This is a genomic window from Dendronalium phyllosphericum CENA369 (assembly GCF_016056275.1).
Lineage (GTDB): Bacteria > Cyanobacteriota > Cyanobacteriia > Cyanobacteriales > Nostocaceae > Dendronalium > Dendronalium phyllosphericum.
Window position 1 is genome coordinate 72,275 of record NZ_JAECZA010000228.1, and the last position, 15,503, is coordinate 87,777.

The following is a 15,503-nucleotide window of genomic DNA, read 5'->3' on the forward strand; positions in this document are numbered from 1 at the left end:
TATCCTAGTGTTTTATGTTTAAAACTCTATTTAAATCTATATTTAACTCGAGAATAATAAATAGCTGCGCTTACGAAAAAAACTTGAAATATTCCCTCTTGCCAAAATCTTCCTATACCATGTGTTAACCCCACCATTGCTGGACTAACTAATCCCATATAAAGTAATCTACTATAAGTACTTTGATAATACAAAGATGAGATCCAAAGAGTTTTAAATACATACCCTATTATTCCAAAAATCAGAAACCCAAGGAAACTAAATTCCATAAATGAGTCTCCTATACCAGTTATTGTTGAACCTGTAGGAACTGTATAACCATATAACTTTTGTAGTAAATCAAAGTCTAAGAGGTGAAATTGTAGAGATTCTTTAAAGGTCTGTCCGACAATTTGTCCTGGTACATATTGAAATATAATACTATCCCACCATCCAGACCCATATCCATACAAACCAGTCTTTTCCACTGCATCCATTAATAATGCCGCATTTCTCATTTCTAAGATGTCACCACTCTGTTGAAATTCAAACGCTGACTGAATAATCGATGATAATTGTTGCCATTGACCGCTAAAGAGTAAATTCCAAAATTCTCCTCGGATTACACCTAGTGCAGGAATAATCAAAGTCATCATCAGTATAGCTGTGACGACTAAAACTCTGGGAGGTACATAACGGCGAACTAAGTAAAATGAAAGACCTATGATGATGATAAATGTCATAGTACCTTGTCTACGTCCGACAAGAATGCTAGATATTAAAGGCCAAGCCGATATAAGCGTACAAATAATAGTAATTGGTTTAGGTCGTTTTAATGCTTGTAATAGAAAAATCCCAAAAGCAATATTGGTAACTTGAGAAAAAAATAGATATATAGTAGCTGGCCCTGTCCAGGTACCACCATTGTCCGCGCGTTGAACAACTGTACGAGAAAGTAAAAAATTAAACAAATGTCCCTGAGCCATCAGCACTAGCCCAGCTTTAAATAACTTGCTTTCGTCGATGGGAACATTTAACTTTGCTAACCATTTTTTACTTGGTTTACTTGCGTACCCTATCCAACAAGTAGCAGCGCACAAACATGATACTAATATTACCCTTTCTAAAGCTTCTTGACTGACTGCTCCAGGTTTATGAATTAAGGAAAATATTTGAGGCAGCACAAAAGAAGTAAACATACTACCCATGAAAAATGGATATTGGTAAATTCTTTCTACGCGAATTATTCCCCAACCTAATAAACCTATACAGATGCTAATCAACAAATATTGATAGATTTCAACCATAAAAGTAAAAACAAAAAACTTTATAATATTTCAACATAGTTATTTATATATAATAAATTCTTTAAAAATTTCAGTAAGTATATTAAGTTAACTCAAAATTACTGCGACATCATAACTTCCTGGAAATGATTCTCTGATTCTTGCAGTATACCTTTTAAATATTCTTGATTATTAGCTATGTTTTGAAAATAATTACCTTTTACATAAATTTTTATTAAATTGTCAACAATAGCCTCTATATTTCTTATAGGTATAATAAAACCATCTATTTCATCTCTAATAATAGAACCCGAATTGTAAGTAGTAATAATAGGAACTCCTGAACTTAATGCCTCATACGTCACCATTGCCGAACCTTCACATATTGAAGGTAGCACAAAGACATCTGCCCAAGTGTATAAATCCTTGACTTGAGAGCGAGGAATTCTTCCTAGAAATTCGCAGACATCGCTGTATTCAGCAATACGCTCAGGCTTGATTTCCAAAGAGCCGACAATTTTACAAGTAAAAGGTATGTTTCCTTTCATCTGGCGTAGAGCTTCCAGTAAATAAGGAATTCCTTTCCGCAGTCCAACTGAACCGACAAATAAAATTTTTAACTCGTCTCCTTGCTCTCGTGGGGTTTGGGTGAGAGGTTGATGCCGTATTGATTTTTCATTTTTGAGGCGACCTAATGGTACAACAGATATTTTATGACTATCTACTCCCCTAGCTATTAGAGAGTCTTTCACAAAATTAGAACCACAAATAATACGATTTGCTAAGTCTTGCTCTTGATGTTCTCGCTGCATCAGTTCTAAATCAGCATCACTAACAGTGAAAGGCGTTAATGACCATCCTTGCCAACGTTCTTCTTCTTCTAGTAAAAGTTCATGTACAAGTGAGTAATCAGCTAGGGTTTGATCTAAAATACAGCGAATTCCATAGGATTTGGCATATTCAAATAATTCTAGACACGCGCTATTAAATCCATAAATAGTATCGATTTCTCCTAAACCATGTTTAATAATACGCTGGCAAAATTCTCTTCCTCCCTCTATAAATATTTCTGATGCTTTTTGCGGTGAAGCTTTGTTGAGAGCTTTGACATAACTATAGCCAAATATAGGAAAATGGATAATTTTTGCACCTTTAAGATTTGGCTCGTGGCGTTCTAAACCTTTTTTTAAAAAATTGGGAAGACGGTTATAGAGGTGAGGATGACGTAATAAATTAGTTAGTACGTTATGTCCTGAGTAGAAGTCAGTGTAAAGGGTATTTAAAATACCCCATTGATGAAATAGTAGAGGTTCTTGATAATGCTTTCTAGCACCGAGTTGTGCTACTAAAACTTTAGGTTTACTATTCATGTATAAATAAAAATTATAAAATTATGAATTCATGGGTGATAAAGAATTGAAGATTTTTTCGTAGCGATCGCCCAGATTTTCCGGAGCATATCTTTCTAGATAAGCCGAACGAATCGTGTCTGGTGATATAGACTGTTGCTCTATTAATTTCGCTATTTCCATCAAGCGATCGGCAAATTCATTGGCATTAGTAGACTTCACTATTCTACCCAGACGAGCATCAGACAAAATATCTGGTAAAGCACCTACATTTGTAGCCACAATTGGTCTACCACAACCCAAAATTTCCAAAGCTGCTAAACATTGGCCTTCTGTACGGGAAGTAAAAGCAAATAAGTGACATGAGGCGATCGCATTTTCTACTTCATTATTAGGAATGCTGCCGTGAAAGACCACAGAAGATGCGATACCAAGGTTTTGGGTTAGCTGTTCTAGCTGTTCTCGCAAATGACCATCACCAAATAGATGCAGGCTAGGTTTTTGCTTTTGCTTATTATCAGCAATAGACGTTTGTAAGTATTTTTCTTGAAAGCAACGAAAGGTTTCTAGTAACAAGGGAATATTTTTATCTTCTACGAGTCTACCGAGAAAGCCTATTCTTAGTTGCTCGTTTGCTGGCAATGGTTTGAGATTACTAGGCTGCTGGGGAATATAAGAAATAACCTCAACTCGTCCTTGATAGCCAATTTGATGTAAATCTTCTGTAAATGCAGATGCTTGTACTAAGATTAAATCGAATAGATTTAGTGCCTCTAAAAGTTGGTTTTTTTCTGGAGTTGTGGTTGGAGGTAAAGGTTGATAGGGAGTAATATAAACAAATTTTGTACTCTTACCAATTTGTGATTTTAGTCTTTTTAAAATTTCGACGGGGAATAATTTACCAAATAAGACTATATTGCTTTGTTTAATTTGTTGAATTCCCAGAGGCAACAACAGCCAATCTGGTAAATTCCATCGACAACCCCATTGCCAAGGGTTACGCACAATTTTAACTTTTGCTTGTTCGATAGACTGAAGTAGAGAAGAATTTGGCCCCCAACAGACTAGTTGACAATCGTAGTTGCGACTTTGAAGATAACAGAGAAGATTTTTACAGAAAGTCTCTATTCCTCCAATTGGAGCAAATCCACCAAAATAAAACAGAATTTTCATATATATTTCTCCGTTTCAACCACACAGATAAGATAGCCAAGCTTTTTTGAGAACGGAGTAGGAATATCTATCCAGATAATATTTTTGCAATTCTACTTGGTTAATCTCTCCTTCTGCCAATTGGAATAGCATTTTTCTGACAGCATTAATAAATGAGTTATTTGTAGAATTTGCTTGTTCGTTTTGCCAGGGTTCTGGAGGAACAATAATTACATTTGGATTACCCACACCATAATCGGCAATACCTCCAACACCATAGGTGACAAAGGGAACGCCACAAGCTAAAGATTCTAGTAACACAAGCGGTGCGCCTTCATCACCAAGAGTCGGTAACAAAGTCAAATCGTAGCTGCTGATGAGGTCTACATAAGCTTGACCTTCTGGATAGCGACCAAAACATTTGACGCGATCGCCTATTCCCTGTGCTTCAATATACTCCCGTATTAAAGGCTCCTCCGGCCCTCCGCCATGAATGTGCAGTTCGCTGAGTACATCTTTTAAAGATTCCCACTGCTGAACTAGCCAAAAAGCTCTCTTATGAGGAACTAAACGGCTGAATAGTGCTGCTTTAGCTTGTCCTAAAGGAACTTTTTTATAAACAGGCTGGGGTAATGATGTCACAATTTCCAGTGGTACTGGTATTGCCGAAAGCACGGGAATCTCTTTTTTCCAACCAAAGCAATTGGCAAAATTTGCTGCAACCGTTGGTGTATGAGCAGCTACTTCATCAAAGTACCAACGGACAATCCACCGAGGATCTTTCCAACCACTCTTTAAACCTGACATCACCTCATGAAAAATCGTGCGTGGTTTATGTCTTACCAAACAAACAGGTATTACAGAGTAAAAGCCAGTGCCGACAGCAATGTAAACATCTGGTGCAAATTCTTCAATAATTGTTTTAATTTTATTAATTTTTTGAAAAAATGAAATGATTGATTTATTTTGCTGTTCGTCACTAGACTCAAAGGAAAAGAACTTCACGAATGCATATTGTCGCGATCGCTCTTCAATAGGCTTTTTGACAATGAAAGCTGTATCTATTTTTTCCTCTTCTAAAGCATTTGCAAGCCAATTTAAATGGGTTTGAATTCCCCCTTCTCCTGCTAAAATGCCACTAATTAAAATCTTTTTCATGTTAACAATATTGTAGTTTTATATAAAAAATCTAAATTATATGTAATTCTGCTTTACACCAGTTTACAAAATTTTTCACTCCCTTTTCGAGAGGAACAGAAGGCTCAAAACCTAAAGTTTGGATTTTGCTGATATCAGCTTGCCAATTAAGTGGATCTCCTAGGCGAATATTACCATTAAATTGAGGCTGAATATCGTATTCCAACGCATCAATAACTAATGCTGCTAGTTCTTTGATTGTTGTTTCTCTACCAGAACCGAGATTATAAACTTCACCTTGCATTTGTGCCGATTCAGCAACAATTTCAATGGCTTTAGCAATATCAATAGCGTGAATAAAGTCTCGACTTTCTGTTCCGGTTCCCTGAAGATTTACAGCTTTTTCTGTAAGAGCTTTTTGGCAAATATCCCAAATTACTTGCCGCCGCAGTCCAGGGCCATATGCCGAAAAAATTCTGATGCTGGCACTTAATAAACCATAAACTCTAGCAAACTCTAAAACCAAGTTTTCAGATTGCCATTTATGAAATCCGTAAGGTGAAATTGGACTTAGAACTTTATCTTCGTTTATAGGTATAGAATTAGGATTACCATATACCGCAGCACTAGAGAGAAAAATAAATCGACAATTAGGAGCGCTGGTTCGTAAAGAATTCAACACTTCAAAGGTCAATGCAGTATTAGCATTAAAATCTTCTCTAGGAGTGGTAATTGATAAACCTACAGAAGCTCGTCCAGCACAGTGAATAAATAGATCGGGATGATATTTATCTAGTAAATTATTCAATTCTGTACTGGGTAAATCGAGACAGTGATAAGCTTGTAGATCGGCTATTGGAGCATTCTCAGGAGAAGTTTTAGCTAGACCAACCACAGACCAACCTTGCTTGGAAAAATAGCGTACAATGTAGCGACCAATAAAGCCAGTTGCTCCTGTCACTAGAACTAGTTTTGATTGTGACATATCACCCTAAAGTAAATACTATTTATACTGATTATTTACTAATATAATTGCAATAGCCAGTTCTCTAGAGTTTGAGCGCGTATTTGCCAAGTATGCTGACGGGCGAACTCTAGTTGCTTGAGGCTTTTTTCGTAGATGTCAAGCTTTTCTACTAAGGTGAATTGCTTGCGGATGCGATCGCTCGCATCTTCGGCAGAATTAAAGATACTTATCCACTCTGGATATAAACGGCATTCCGGGATATCAGTACTGAGAACCGGATGACCGCTAGCAATACCATCCATAATTTTGGTAGGGCAAGATGCTTGATTAAAGGGATGATCTACTACGTAGGGAATCCAATTGACTGCAAAAGACCAGTAGTACTCTGCCACTTTATCGGACGGTACTTGCCCAATATGACGAACATTGGGTAATGCTAGCACTGCTTGGCGGATTGCTTGCCAATTTCCTTGGTCTAGCATGATTTGCTCGTCTAAACCGCCAACAAAAATAAATGTGATTTCGGGACAAGCTTTGATAACTTGATAAATTAATTGCCAATCTAAGCGATCGCCTAAGTTGCCAACATAACCCACAGTCATTGGTTCTGGAGGGATTTCTGGTTGGCAATTTAAGTAAGTCTTTACAAATCCGTGTGGATAATGATGAATCTTGGAGGAACTTTGCTCGTGACGTTTCTTCAGAGTCAGCAGTTGAGAGTTGGAAGCACACAGAGTAATACTAGCGCGTTCAATTAATTCTTTTTCTTGCTCCAAAATCTTAGTTTTACGGTCGGGTCGATAAAGAACATAGTCATCAAAGTTGTAGTAAATTAATCGCTCGTTTGGTATTTTGCGTACCCAAGGAGCAAAATCGGGATGGGGAACTATCAGCCAAGGATGTTCGCCTGATTTCTGGTTGAGTTGGCGACACCAGTTTTGGATGAGCTGTTGTAAATAAAATCTAAATAATTTTTCTAACCGCCCAGCATAACCGCTAGGCAATACATGAATTGAACGATTTAGTAACGGTGGCGGGATTCTTTTAGACCATGTAGGTTTATGAGGATAGTAAGTTCTCCAATCATAAAATTGCACGGCATGAGTCGGATAATTTTGAGCTAAAGCTTCTGCTAGACCATAAGTCCAAGGACTATTTGCTGCTAAAAATAGAAAACTGAGTTTTCCCATAGTATGTTTTTAATATATTTACCACCCACGCATATCTCGCAGCCAGTAGCCAAGAACAGGCGATCGCCCAATCAATTCTCTAATTGCCGAACGCAAACCAGGGGGTAGGAGCTGAAACCGATAGACAGGAGCTTGATAAGCTGCTGGTTGTTGACCTTTTTTACTTCTTTCAATTGGTTCAAGGGTGGAAATATGTTTGATGAGAGATTCGTAACCTCTCCACATTACTGCCTCATCGAAATCAGAACGGGCGCGTTCGATTACCGCATTCTGAAAAAGTTCGTAGTTGTCGCAAGCAGATAAAACTTGTTGAGCTAAGGCTTGAGTGTTGTCTAAGGGAGCAAACAGTCCTGTCTTGTTCGCCGCAGTAATTTCTTTTGTACCAGTTTCAACATCCCAAGCCACTGGCACACAACCCATACTCATGGCTTCTATTGTAGCCATACCAAATGGTTCAACGCGACTTAACATCAGCAAAACTTTTGCCGATGCGGCGGTGGAAAATATGCGATCGCGTTCGACGTGGCCGTAAACATGAATGCGCTCAGAATTTGGTAATTGGTTAATGCGAGACTGAAATTCTGGTTTCACCTGACCAAACCAGTGCAGTTTACCAGCGAACCCTAAATTAATTAAATGTTTCCATAACTTGAGAACATCAAATGCTCCCTTTGTGGGATTTTCACCACCTAGAAATATTAAGTTATTTGGGCGCGTAACATTTAATTCTGGCCGTTCGGGAAATACAGAGCCATTGTAAATCACAGAAAGTTTCGTTTTCTGTTTTAAGCGATGTCGGAACTTACTTGCTACAGTTTCCGAAACAGCGGCGATCGCCTCTAAATTGTCTTCCTCTGCCACCGCTCTTTGCCAATAGCCAGGCATAGTGTCGTGGACGACAAAAACACATTTAATATTGGGAGGTAAGTAGGCAATAACAGCATCTAACTCTCCACAAGCATTAAAAAGTAGTACATCTTGGGGATTTTCATTTAACCATTGCAGCAGAACTTTTGGTGTTTCTGGCGCAGAACCATATAAACCTAAAGATGATACTCGAAAATCATCATTACTACTCATCCAGCTAGGTTGAGTAAGCATTAGCATTGTTGTCTCATATCCAGCTTTAGCAGCTTGCCGACAACAAGACAAAGCGACAGGAGATATTCCGCCGCTCTTGTCGCCAGGAATTAGCCAACAGAGTTTCATATATTTTTTTATACTTTATAAACTAATTGCTCTTTCATTAAAGAGGGCAGAACAAATAGAGTTTTTGTATTTTTCTAAATTGAAACTATGAAATATTTTTGCTTGTGATTTGGGCTTTCTGATTAACTTTAAAATAAAAAACCAAGGAAAACAAAAAATAAATGGTGTCAGCATCTTATTTAAAACAACAATTTCCCACCATTTTTTTAGTAATAAATTTTTTTGATTCGATACTAAAGCAATTCGCAGTTCTCTCCAGCATACATCCAGCCGCATGAAAAATTGTTGAGACAAGGGAATACCTAATCGTTCCCGATAAGGATTAGCGTTGGAAGTCAACCAGAATACATCTTTGATTAGCACTGCATTGGAATTCACAGAATAATTTTGTGTTATCTGAGCAGTATGCATCCGATAAGCACAAACAGGATCGTTAACAGCGGTAACAAGATATTTTGAGGATAAAGCAACACATATCTCCCAATCTGCTATGCCAACTAGACCAGTGTTAAAGCCTCCAAGATTGCGAAACCACTCGGTACGATACATACAAGCACTGGGATTAGAGCCTCTATATTCTTCAAGTCTTGCCCACTGTCTCTGAGTTCTTGGTTCAGGAATATAAGGATCTGTGTAATCAAATACGTTAATTTGATTCTTTGCTGGAAGTTCCTCAAAAGATACCATTCCTCCTAAGCAAATGGCTGCATTAGGCATTTCCTGAAGAGCTTTAACTTGCTTCTCTAAAGCTTCTGGAAAAAGCAAATCATCGCTGTCTAGATATTTGATAAATGGAGTTCGACAGAGTTCCAAACCACGCATAGCATTTCTAAATTGACCAGCGTTTGCTTCATAACGGTGGTATTCGATTTTGACATCTGGAAATTTGTCTACTACTTCCTGAAGATTTTCTTTAGAAGCGTCATCACAAATAATGACAACAAAATCCTTGTAAGTTTGCTGTCTGAGTGATTCTAAAGCTTGTGCCAGCATTCTGGCACGATTATATATAGGTATAACTACTGTCACTTGCATATTAATTACCTAAATTTATACGAGCATCGTAAAATTATTATTTTGAGTATTTTTGAGAGAAAAAGATATAAATAAGTTAAAATTTTGTATTATTTTTCTTCAGTTTTAATTTTGCAAAATATTTATATACAGTTTTAAATAACTTTTCACTTGTAATTCTAAAGAATATTCTGCAAGAGCTATTTCCCGACAGTTTTGACTCATGCTCTCCTTCAATTTTTCGTCTTCTAACAGTTGAATAATACCATTACATAAATCTTGGACATTGTCTGGTTCAGCTAAGTAGCCTGTTATCCCTGGGCGCACCATATCGGGAACACCACCAACTTTGAATGATACCATTGGGGTCGCACATGCCATGCTTTCTTGCAGAACCAAGGGAAGATTATCAGCACGGGTAGGAAAAATGAATAAATCAGCAGCAGAAAAGGCAATGGATTTGATGCGATCGCTGCTAACGTAGCCAAGATTTACTGTTGGTATGTCTACAACTTTTGAGATAGCCTCACCACCACGACCGATAATTAGCAACACAGTTTCCGCTTTAAGCGATTCTGGCAAGCTTTGGATAGCTTTTAATAGTAAATCGCCACCCTTACGGGTATAGTTGAGATCGATAGCACCAAACATCAAAACTTTTTTCCCAGGCTGAATACCAAGTAATGAACGGCACTGCTCTGAATCTATAGGCTGATAAGCTTCTGTATCAATGCCGTTTGGAATGTGATGAATGGGAAAACGGTTGAGCATACTCTGCCGTGCTTGCTCGGCCAGCCAGCTGCTAGGAGCCACGATTGTCAGGCTAGAGCGATTGTAGATCCAATTTTTTAATTTCCACTCCAAATGAGTATTATCTATTCCAATAGGTGGATACTCATCAGGATAAGGACATTTACCACAGCCTATTTTCCAACGTTCGCATTCATAGCTAAAACTACAATGTCCTGTAAAACTCCACATTTGGTGGAGTGTCATCACGGCAGGTTTGTCTGTAGTTAAATGAGGAAGTGCCAGATAGTTAAAATATCCGCCCAGAATATCGTGAAAGTTTAATATATCTGCTTCCTGATAAAATTTATGTTTAGGAATATCAAAAGTATTAAGGATAGTAAGATAGTTCAAACCTAAATGCCAAAGCAAGTGATTGAGTTTTGTAGCAATAGGGAATTTATCGGGAATTACAGCAATTCTATCATCACGAGTTGTAGCCCTACCAACAAATAATCGTGAGTTAATACCCTGATTCAGTAGACCTTGATGGAGGCGGTGGGCTGCAATGGCAGAACCATCAAGAATGTCATATTGATTAATATGAAGAATATTCATTTATGATATAAAAGCAAAGAGAAGAGTGTCTTCTATTTTTTCTATTTTAAGAACCATAACGCGACCGCACATAGCGACAGTAAAGCCATTCAGGTACTAGTAATTTGAACTGACCAAAGCGACCGAAGCTATTATTCAATCTATTGGTTTTGAAAAATTTAAACCAATAATGTAAACGTTCGGTCAGTGGCATAACTGTGAGATTTGATTGGATTAAATAGTCTAAATTGAAATCCGTACCGCCATGAATACTAGGCACGAAGATATCTGGTTCGTCAAGAAACATGCGATCGCTCGATGTTGACTGTGCAGTTATCCTAGGTAGAGTAACGGCAAAAATATATAAATTTTCTAACAAATGCTGCCAGTTGTTTGGTAAATGTGTATCTGCAATTTTTTTCCTAGTTAATTCCCCTAAAGATAGCCGAAATTGTTCATCTTCAATCAAACGTGATAGAACAACTGTGTACTCCTCCAAATTACGCGCCACGATTAAATTACCAGTCAGTCCGGGCATATCAGCACCAAAAATCACTGAGGCATTGGAATATGGGAAGCGACTTACTAAAGGCACGCCATAACTTCCTGCTTCTAGCAGCGATGTAGTTGAGATAAAAGGAAAGGAGTCAACATAAATATCAGCAGCTTGGTAAAATACGGCAGTATCCTCCCGTTCTGGATGTGCAATAATTCTTCCTTGTGTTTGTGCGATCGCTTGCGACCAATCTTTTCGGTTCCCGGCTCCAACAACTATCAATGTGGCTTTTTCATGCTTTTTCAGCAATTGAACATGAGCATCAGCATAACTTATGCCATCAATAGTTTTGTATTTAGGTGCCCTAGCGATAGAAAGTAGTATTATACTGTCTTTGGCAAAACCCAGTTTTTGCTTTGCCTCTTCGCGGGAAAGCTCTCTGTGAATCGGTTCCAAAATAGTAGGTAGAAGTGCAACGCGCTTTGGTTCAATCCCTCTACGCTGTTGTGCTAGGTGCATACCAGACTCGCGCAGATTCGCTACTACATCGCTAATGCCTGCTCCTAACCAAAATGCATGATCCGCGTGATCCAATAAAATTACTGGTGGAGATTGTTCCTTATTTGCAAAGGCAATAATAGGAATAACGTCATAGTTATGTATGTGCAGTACCACTATGTCTGCTGCTAGGGCAATTTCCCATAGTTTTTTTGCCCATGAGATAATACTGCCCATTGTCTGGTTTAGCTTGTATATCTTGCCACCACTATTGTTGACTGCATCTACTATAGTTTTAGGCACGTCTTTCCTGGGTTGCCTTGTAAGAACTAATGAATGGCAGCGATCGCTATCCTGCTGAATCCAGCGTCCAATCATTTTAGAATGTCCGCCAATGGATTGTACAGAAGTTGCGACATGCAGTATATTTTTTGGTTTTTCAGACGCAGAGTTGTTCTTTCGGTGATGAGAGTGCGATGGTATAACTTTTCTGCCAATATCAAGGAGGACTTGTTCTAGCTCTGGACTGACAAAAAGACCGCAATGTTTCCAATTAGCATAAAAGGCAGCCATTTCTCCATACACAGCTGCCATATCGTACTTACCACGTTTTGCAAAGTCTTGAGCTTGAGCAACTAGGGTGCGGAATACTTCAAAGTTTTGTGGAATGAGGCGGTTGCCTTCTTCTCGCCAAAGGCTGAGTGTATCTTTAGGCATGGTTTCCATTATGCTCACTCCTGCTAATCTTTCCTAACTCTAAACTCAAACCTGACATGCCTTTTTCAACTCCTCAACCACCCGATTCTGTTCTTCTTCGGTCATATGATGGAACAGTGGTAAAATAATGGCGCGATCCTGGGCTTGTTCGCTCTCAGTAAGGCGCTGACAACTTCCTGGTTCGCAATTACAAGTTTCCCGACTAGTGCTACAAGACCACGCTTCAATTTGATATGCTGGCTCGCGGTGAGCGCACATAATCCCGCGTCGCGTAGCAATGCCAGCATCCAGCATCACCTGCATAACTTCGACTTGGTCGCACTTGTCTGGCAAGCGTACACAGTAACTTTGCCAATTACTTCTTGCCCAAGCTGGCTCTGTGGGTAATTTTAATCCTGGCACATCTGCTAGCTTTTCTTGGTATTGCTGCGCTAAGTAACGGCGACGTTCTACAATCTCCGGCAGGCGTTTAAGTTGTTCCCGTCCGACTGCGGCTTGGATATCGGTCATGCGGTAGTTGTAGCCCAACATCGGGTATGACTCGAAAATAACTTGCTTGGCTCCGTGGCGCACAGTGTCGGGAACGCTCATTCCGTGTTGTCGCCAGAGGCGAAACTGTTTATCCCATTCGGGATTGTTTGTTGTCAACATCCCACCGTCGCCGGTGCTAATGATTTTGCGGGGATGAAAGGAAAAACAAGCGATATCTCCATGTGGCTTGCCAATTTTTTCCCATTGCCCATTCCAGAGAATCTCACTACCAATCGCACAAGCTGCGTCTTCAATTACTGGTAAATTGTGACTGTGGGCAACATCTAAGATGGCTTTGAGGTCACAAGGCATTCCTATTTGGTGAACAACAAGAATGGCGCGGGTGCGATCGCTAATTGCATCTGCAATTAATATTGGGTTGATATTATATGTTTGCGGTTCAATGTCTACAAACACTGGTACTGCGCCACAGTAACGAATGCTGTTAGCGGTGGCAATATAAGAGTGGCTGACGGTAATCACTTCGTCTCCAGGCTGCACGCCTACGGCTAATAGCGCTAGGTGCAATGCTGTGGTGCAATTGGAGACAGCACAAGCATATTTTGAACCTACGTAAGCTGCAAATTCTTGCTCAAAGGCGGTAACTTCTGGGCCTTGAGTTACCCAGCCGGACATGATAGCCCGCTTGGCGGCTTCAGCTTCGGGTTCGCCCATCCAGGGTTTGGCGATCGGGATATACTGCATTTTCTCAGACATTGCTTGCTTCCTTTGTCAGCTTTTGTTCGCGCCACCAACTAACCAATCTACGCAACCCTTCTTCTAGAGACACTTCTGCCTCAAAACCCAGCAATTTCTTCGCTTTATTCACATCAGCAAGCCGACGCTGTACGGGGTTGACTTTCCGTTCTGGGCCGTATTCTGGTTGCAAGTCCGACCCCATAACTTTAGCTAAACTATAGGCGAGGTCATTCAAGCTGCTTTCCACACTACTAGCAATATTAAACACCTCATCAGTGACATCAGCTTTGGCGGCCAAAATATTTGCTCTAGCAATGTCTTCGATATACACAAAGTCCATTGTCTGCTTGCCATCGCCAAAAATCAATGGTGGCTGTCCGGCGACGATACGCTCCATCCAGCGAATCAATACTTCCGTATACACGCCGTAAATATCCATACGCGGGCCGTAGACGTTGAAGTAGCGCAATCCTACATAGTCCAACCCATACATATCGTAGAAACTGCGTAATAAGCCTTCATTAAAAACCTTAGCTGCGCCGTAGATGGTGCGATTGTTATAGGGGTGATGGGATTCCGTGGTGGGAAAATCCTCCGCCATACCGTATATTGAAGCTGATGAAGCAGCGACTACCTTTTTCACATTGGCTTTTACCGCTGCTTCCAAAACATTAAAAGTACCATCTGCTAAAACTTCTAATGCTAAACGCGGTTCTTCAGCACATTGAGTAATGCGGATTGCTGCCTGATGAAAGACTATATCTACGCCTTCCATGACTTCCCCAAGAAGTTTGCGATCGCGGATATCGCCTTCTACAATTACTAAAGGCCCGTGTTCTTTGGCCCAAGCAAGGTTGCTCAGTTGTCCGCGAGTGAAGTTATCCAGAACAACAATCTCAGAGACTCCTTCCTTTACCAATAAATCGGCAATATGAGAGCCAACTAAACCTGCACCACCTGTAATTAATACTCGACTATTTTGCATTTTCTTTTAGTTTGGTAATTTGTTCTTCTAGAAGTTGAATATGGTTTAGTAAATCAGACGTGCGTAAGCCTAAAGTACTTTTTACTGACTTAATTATATTTGCTGCTGCTGTTCTTTCTCCTCCTGTAAATTGCACTTCAAAAATTCTGAGTACGCCGTCACCTGTGAGGACATCGACAAAACCTTCTGTTTTGGATCTACCGATAATTCGACCCGGAATGCGTCCCACATAAGAGGGAGGATTACCTACAGGCTTGGCTTGCCACACCAGTAATTTTTTACCTTTAAAGTATGTATAAGCGCCAGGAAAAGGAGATACTAATGCCCGAATCAAACAGTCTATACTTCTAGTGGCAGCTGACCAATTAATTTCACCATCTTCAGGCAAACGAGTACAGCCATAGGTTGCTTCAGCACTATTTTGCGGTACGCCTTCATAACCATGAAAAGTTTTAACAACTGTATCTCCTAAATGTTGCCCTTGAATTGCATTTAACTTGTCATAGATAGTAGCGACAGTATCATCAAAACCAATGGAAATTAGCTGTTGAAAGAGGATATTTCCCTCATCTAAACCAGGCGATATTTTATGGATAGTTATCGCCGCAGTTGTTTCATCATTAATAATTGCCCAATTGACATTAGCACGACCGCGATAACGAGGTAAGGGTGAATAATGGACGTTGATAAATGTAGACAGTTCAATCAGTTCTGCTGGCAATATTTGGTTATAGGAAGAAACCACTACACAATCCGGTTGAAATTTTAAGAGTAGCGATTTAATTTGTTGCTGAGAAGTATCTGAAAATATCGGTAAACCTGCTTGTTGGGCAAGGCTGACAACAGGGTCTGATTCACTGTCTACATTTCTCACTATTCCTTGCACGTTGCACTTCGATAATAAAGATTCTAGTGCGCTGAAAGTAGTCGTACCTATCCCGATCAAAAGTACATTAACCATTCACCAC

At 39.6% G+C, this 15,503-nt stretch carries 13 protein-coding genes; all 13 read right to left on the reverse strand.

The window, feature by feature from the left end:
- Positions 1-26 precede the first annotated feature (26 nt).
- Positions 27-1,286, reverse strand: a complete 1,260-nt coding sequence (locus I8752_RS25625; RefSeq protein ID WP_214435050.1) for a hypothetical protein — start codon at positions 1,284-1,286, stop codon at positions 27-29.
- Positions 1,287-1,384: 98 nt separating this feature from the next.
- Positions 1,385-2,635, reverse strand: a complete 1,251-nt coding sequence (locus I8752_RS25630) for a glycosyltransferase family 4 protein (RefSeq protein ID WP_214435051.1) — start codon at positions 2,633-2,635, stop codon at positions 1,385-1,387.
- Positions 2,636-2,656: 21 nt separating this feature from the next.
- Positions 2,657-3,787 (reverse strand): glycosyltransferase, encoded by a 1,131-nt coding sequence (locus tag I8752_RS25635; RefSeq protein ID WP_214435052.1) that lies wholly within the window; start codon positions 3,785-3,787, stop codon positions 2,657-2,659.
- 15 nt (positions 3,788-3,802) lie between these two features.
- Positions 3,803-4,924: a glycosyltransferase family 4 protein gene (locus I8752_RS25640; RefSeq protein WP_214435053.1), complete on the reverse strand. Its 1,122-nt coding sequence runs from the start codon at positions 4,922-4,924 to the stop codon at positions 3,803-3,805.
- A 31-nt stretch (positions 4,925-4,955) separates the two neighbouring features.
- Positions 4,956-5,888, reverse strand: a complete 933-nt coding sequence (locus tag I8752_RS25645) for an NAD-dependent epimerase/dehydratase family protein (RefSeq protein WP_214435054.1) — start codon at positions 5,886-5,888, stop codon at positions 4,956-4,958.
- A 38-nt stretch (positions 5,889-5,926) separates the two neighbouring features.
- Entirely contained in the window at positions 5,927-7,060 is a 1,134-nt protein-coding gene (locus I8752_RS25650) for a glycosyltransferase (RefSeq protein WP_214435055.1), read from the reverse strand.
- An 18-nt stretch (positions 7,061-7,078) separates the two neighbouring features.
- Positions 7,079-8,269, reverse strand: coding sequence for a glycosyltransferase family 4 protein (locus I8752_RS25655; protein WP_214435056.1), 1,191 nt, complete (start codon positions 8,267-8,269; stop codon positions 7,079-7,081).
- Positions 8,270-8,284: 15 nt separating this feature from the next.
- Positions 8,285-9,304 carry a glycosyltransferase family 2 protein gene (locus I8752_RS25660; protein WP_214435057.1) on the reverse strand — a complete coding sequence of 340 codons (1,020 nt, stop codon included), beginning with the start codon at positions 9,302-9,304 and terminating at the stop codon, positions 8,285-8,287.
- 105 nt (positions 9,305-9,409) lie between these two features.
- On the reverse strand, positions 9,410-10,630 hold the full coding sequence (locus tag I8752_RS25665; RefSeq protein ID WP_214435058.1) for a glycosyltransferase family 4 protein: 1,221 nt from the start codon (positions 10,628-10,630) through the stop codon (positions 9,410-9,412).
- Between the two features lie 46 nt (positions 10,631-10,676).
- Positions 10,677-12,329: a glycosyltransferase gene (locus tag I8752_RS25670; protein WP_214435059.1), complete on the reverse strand. Its 1,653-nt coding sequence runs from the start codon at positions 12,327-12,329 to the stop codon at positions 10,677-10,679.
- Between the two features lie 36 nt (positions 12,330-12,365).
- The gene (locus I8752_RS25675; RefSeq protein ID WP_214435060.1) at positions 12,366-13,568 is read right to left on the reverse strand and encodes a DegT/DnrJ/EryC1/StrS family aminotransferase; all 1,203 of its coding nucleotides are present in this window, start codon (positions 13,566-13,568) and stop codon (positions 12,366-12,368) included.
- Complete coding sequence (locus I8752_RS25680) at positions 13,561-14,535, reverse strand: NAD-dependent epimerase/dehydratase family protein (protein ID WP_214435061.1); 975 nt, start codon at positions 14,533-14,535, stop codon at positions 13,561-13,563. The genes I8752_RS25675 and I8752_RS25680 overlap by 8 nt, the downstream gene beginning before the upstream one ends.
- Positions 14,525-15,496, reverse strand: coding sequence for a methionyl-tRNA formyltransferase (locus I8752_RS25685; protein ID WP_214435062.1), 972 nt, complete (start codon positions 15,494-15,496; stop codon positions 14,525-14,527). The genes I8752_RS25680 and I8752_RS25685 overlap by 11 nt, the downstream gene beginning before the upstream one ends.
- Between the last annotated feature and the right edge of the window lie 7 nt (positions 15,497-15,503).

Bases quoted from the DNA above. Each gene is read 5' to 3' on its own strand.
- I8752_RS25670 (WP_214435059.1), bottom strand. From the start codon at position 12,329: ATGGAAACCATGCCTAAAGATACACTCAGCCTTTGGCGAGAAGAAGGC.
- I8752_RS25645 (WP_214435054.1), bottom strand. From the start codon at position 5,888: ATGTCACAATCAAAACTAGTTCTAGTGACAGGAGCAACTGGCTTTATT.
- I8752_RS25660 (WP_214435057.1), bottom strand. From the start codon at position 9,304: ATGCAAGTGACAGTAGTTATACCTATATATAATCGTGCCAGAATGCTG.
- I8752_RS25665 (WP_214435058.1), bottom strand. From the start codon at position 10,630: ATGAATATTCTTCATATTAATCAATATGACATTCTTGATGGTTCTGCC.
- I8752_RS25650 (WP_214435055.1), bottom strand. From the start codon at position 7,060: ATGGGAAAACTCAGTTTTCTATTTTTAGCAGCAAATAGTCCTTGGACT.
- I8752_RS25640 (WP_214435053.1), bottom strand. From the start codon at position 4,924: ATGAAAAAGATTTTAATTAGTGGCATTTTAGCAGGAGAAGGGGGAATT.
- I8752_RS25685 (WP_214435062.1), bottom strand. From the start codon at position 15,496: ATGGTTAATGTACTTTTGATCGGGATAGGTACGACTACTTTCAGCGCA.
- I8752_RS25655 (WP_214435056.1), bottom strand. From the start codon at position 8,269: ATGAAACTCTGTTGGCTAATTCCTGGCGACAAGAGCGGCGGAATATCT.
- I8752_RS25635 (WP_214435052.1), bottom strand. From the start codon at position 3,787: ATGAAAATTCTGTTTTATTTTGGTGGATTTGCTCCAATTGGAGGAATA.
- I8752_RS25675 (WP_214435060.1), bottom strand. From the start codon at position 13,568: ATGTCTGAGAAAATGCAGTATATCCCGATCGCCAAACCCTGGATGGGC.
- I8752_RS25625 (WP_214435050.1), bottom strand. From the start codon at position 1,286: ATGGTTGAAATCTATCAATATTTGTTGATTAGCATCTGTATAGGTTTA.
- I8752_RS25630 (WP_214435051.1), bottom strand. From the start codon at position 2,635: ATGAATAGTAAACCTAAAGTTTTAGTAGCACAACTCGGTGCTAGAAAG.
- I8752_RS25680 (WP_214435061.1), bottom strand. From the start codon at position 14,535: ATGCAAAATAGTCGAGTATTAATTACAGGTGGTGCAGGTTTAGTTGGC.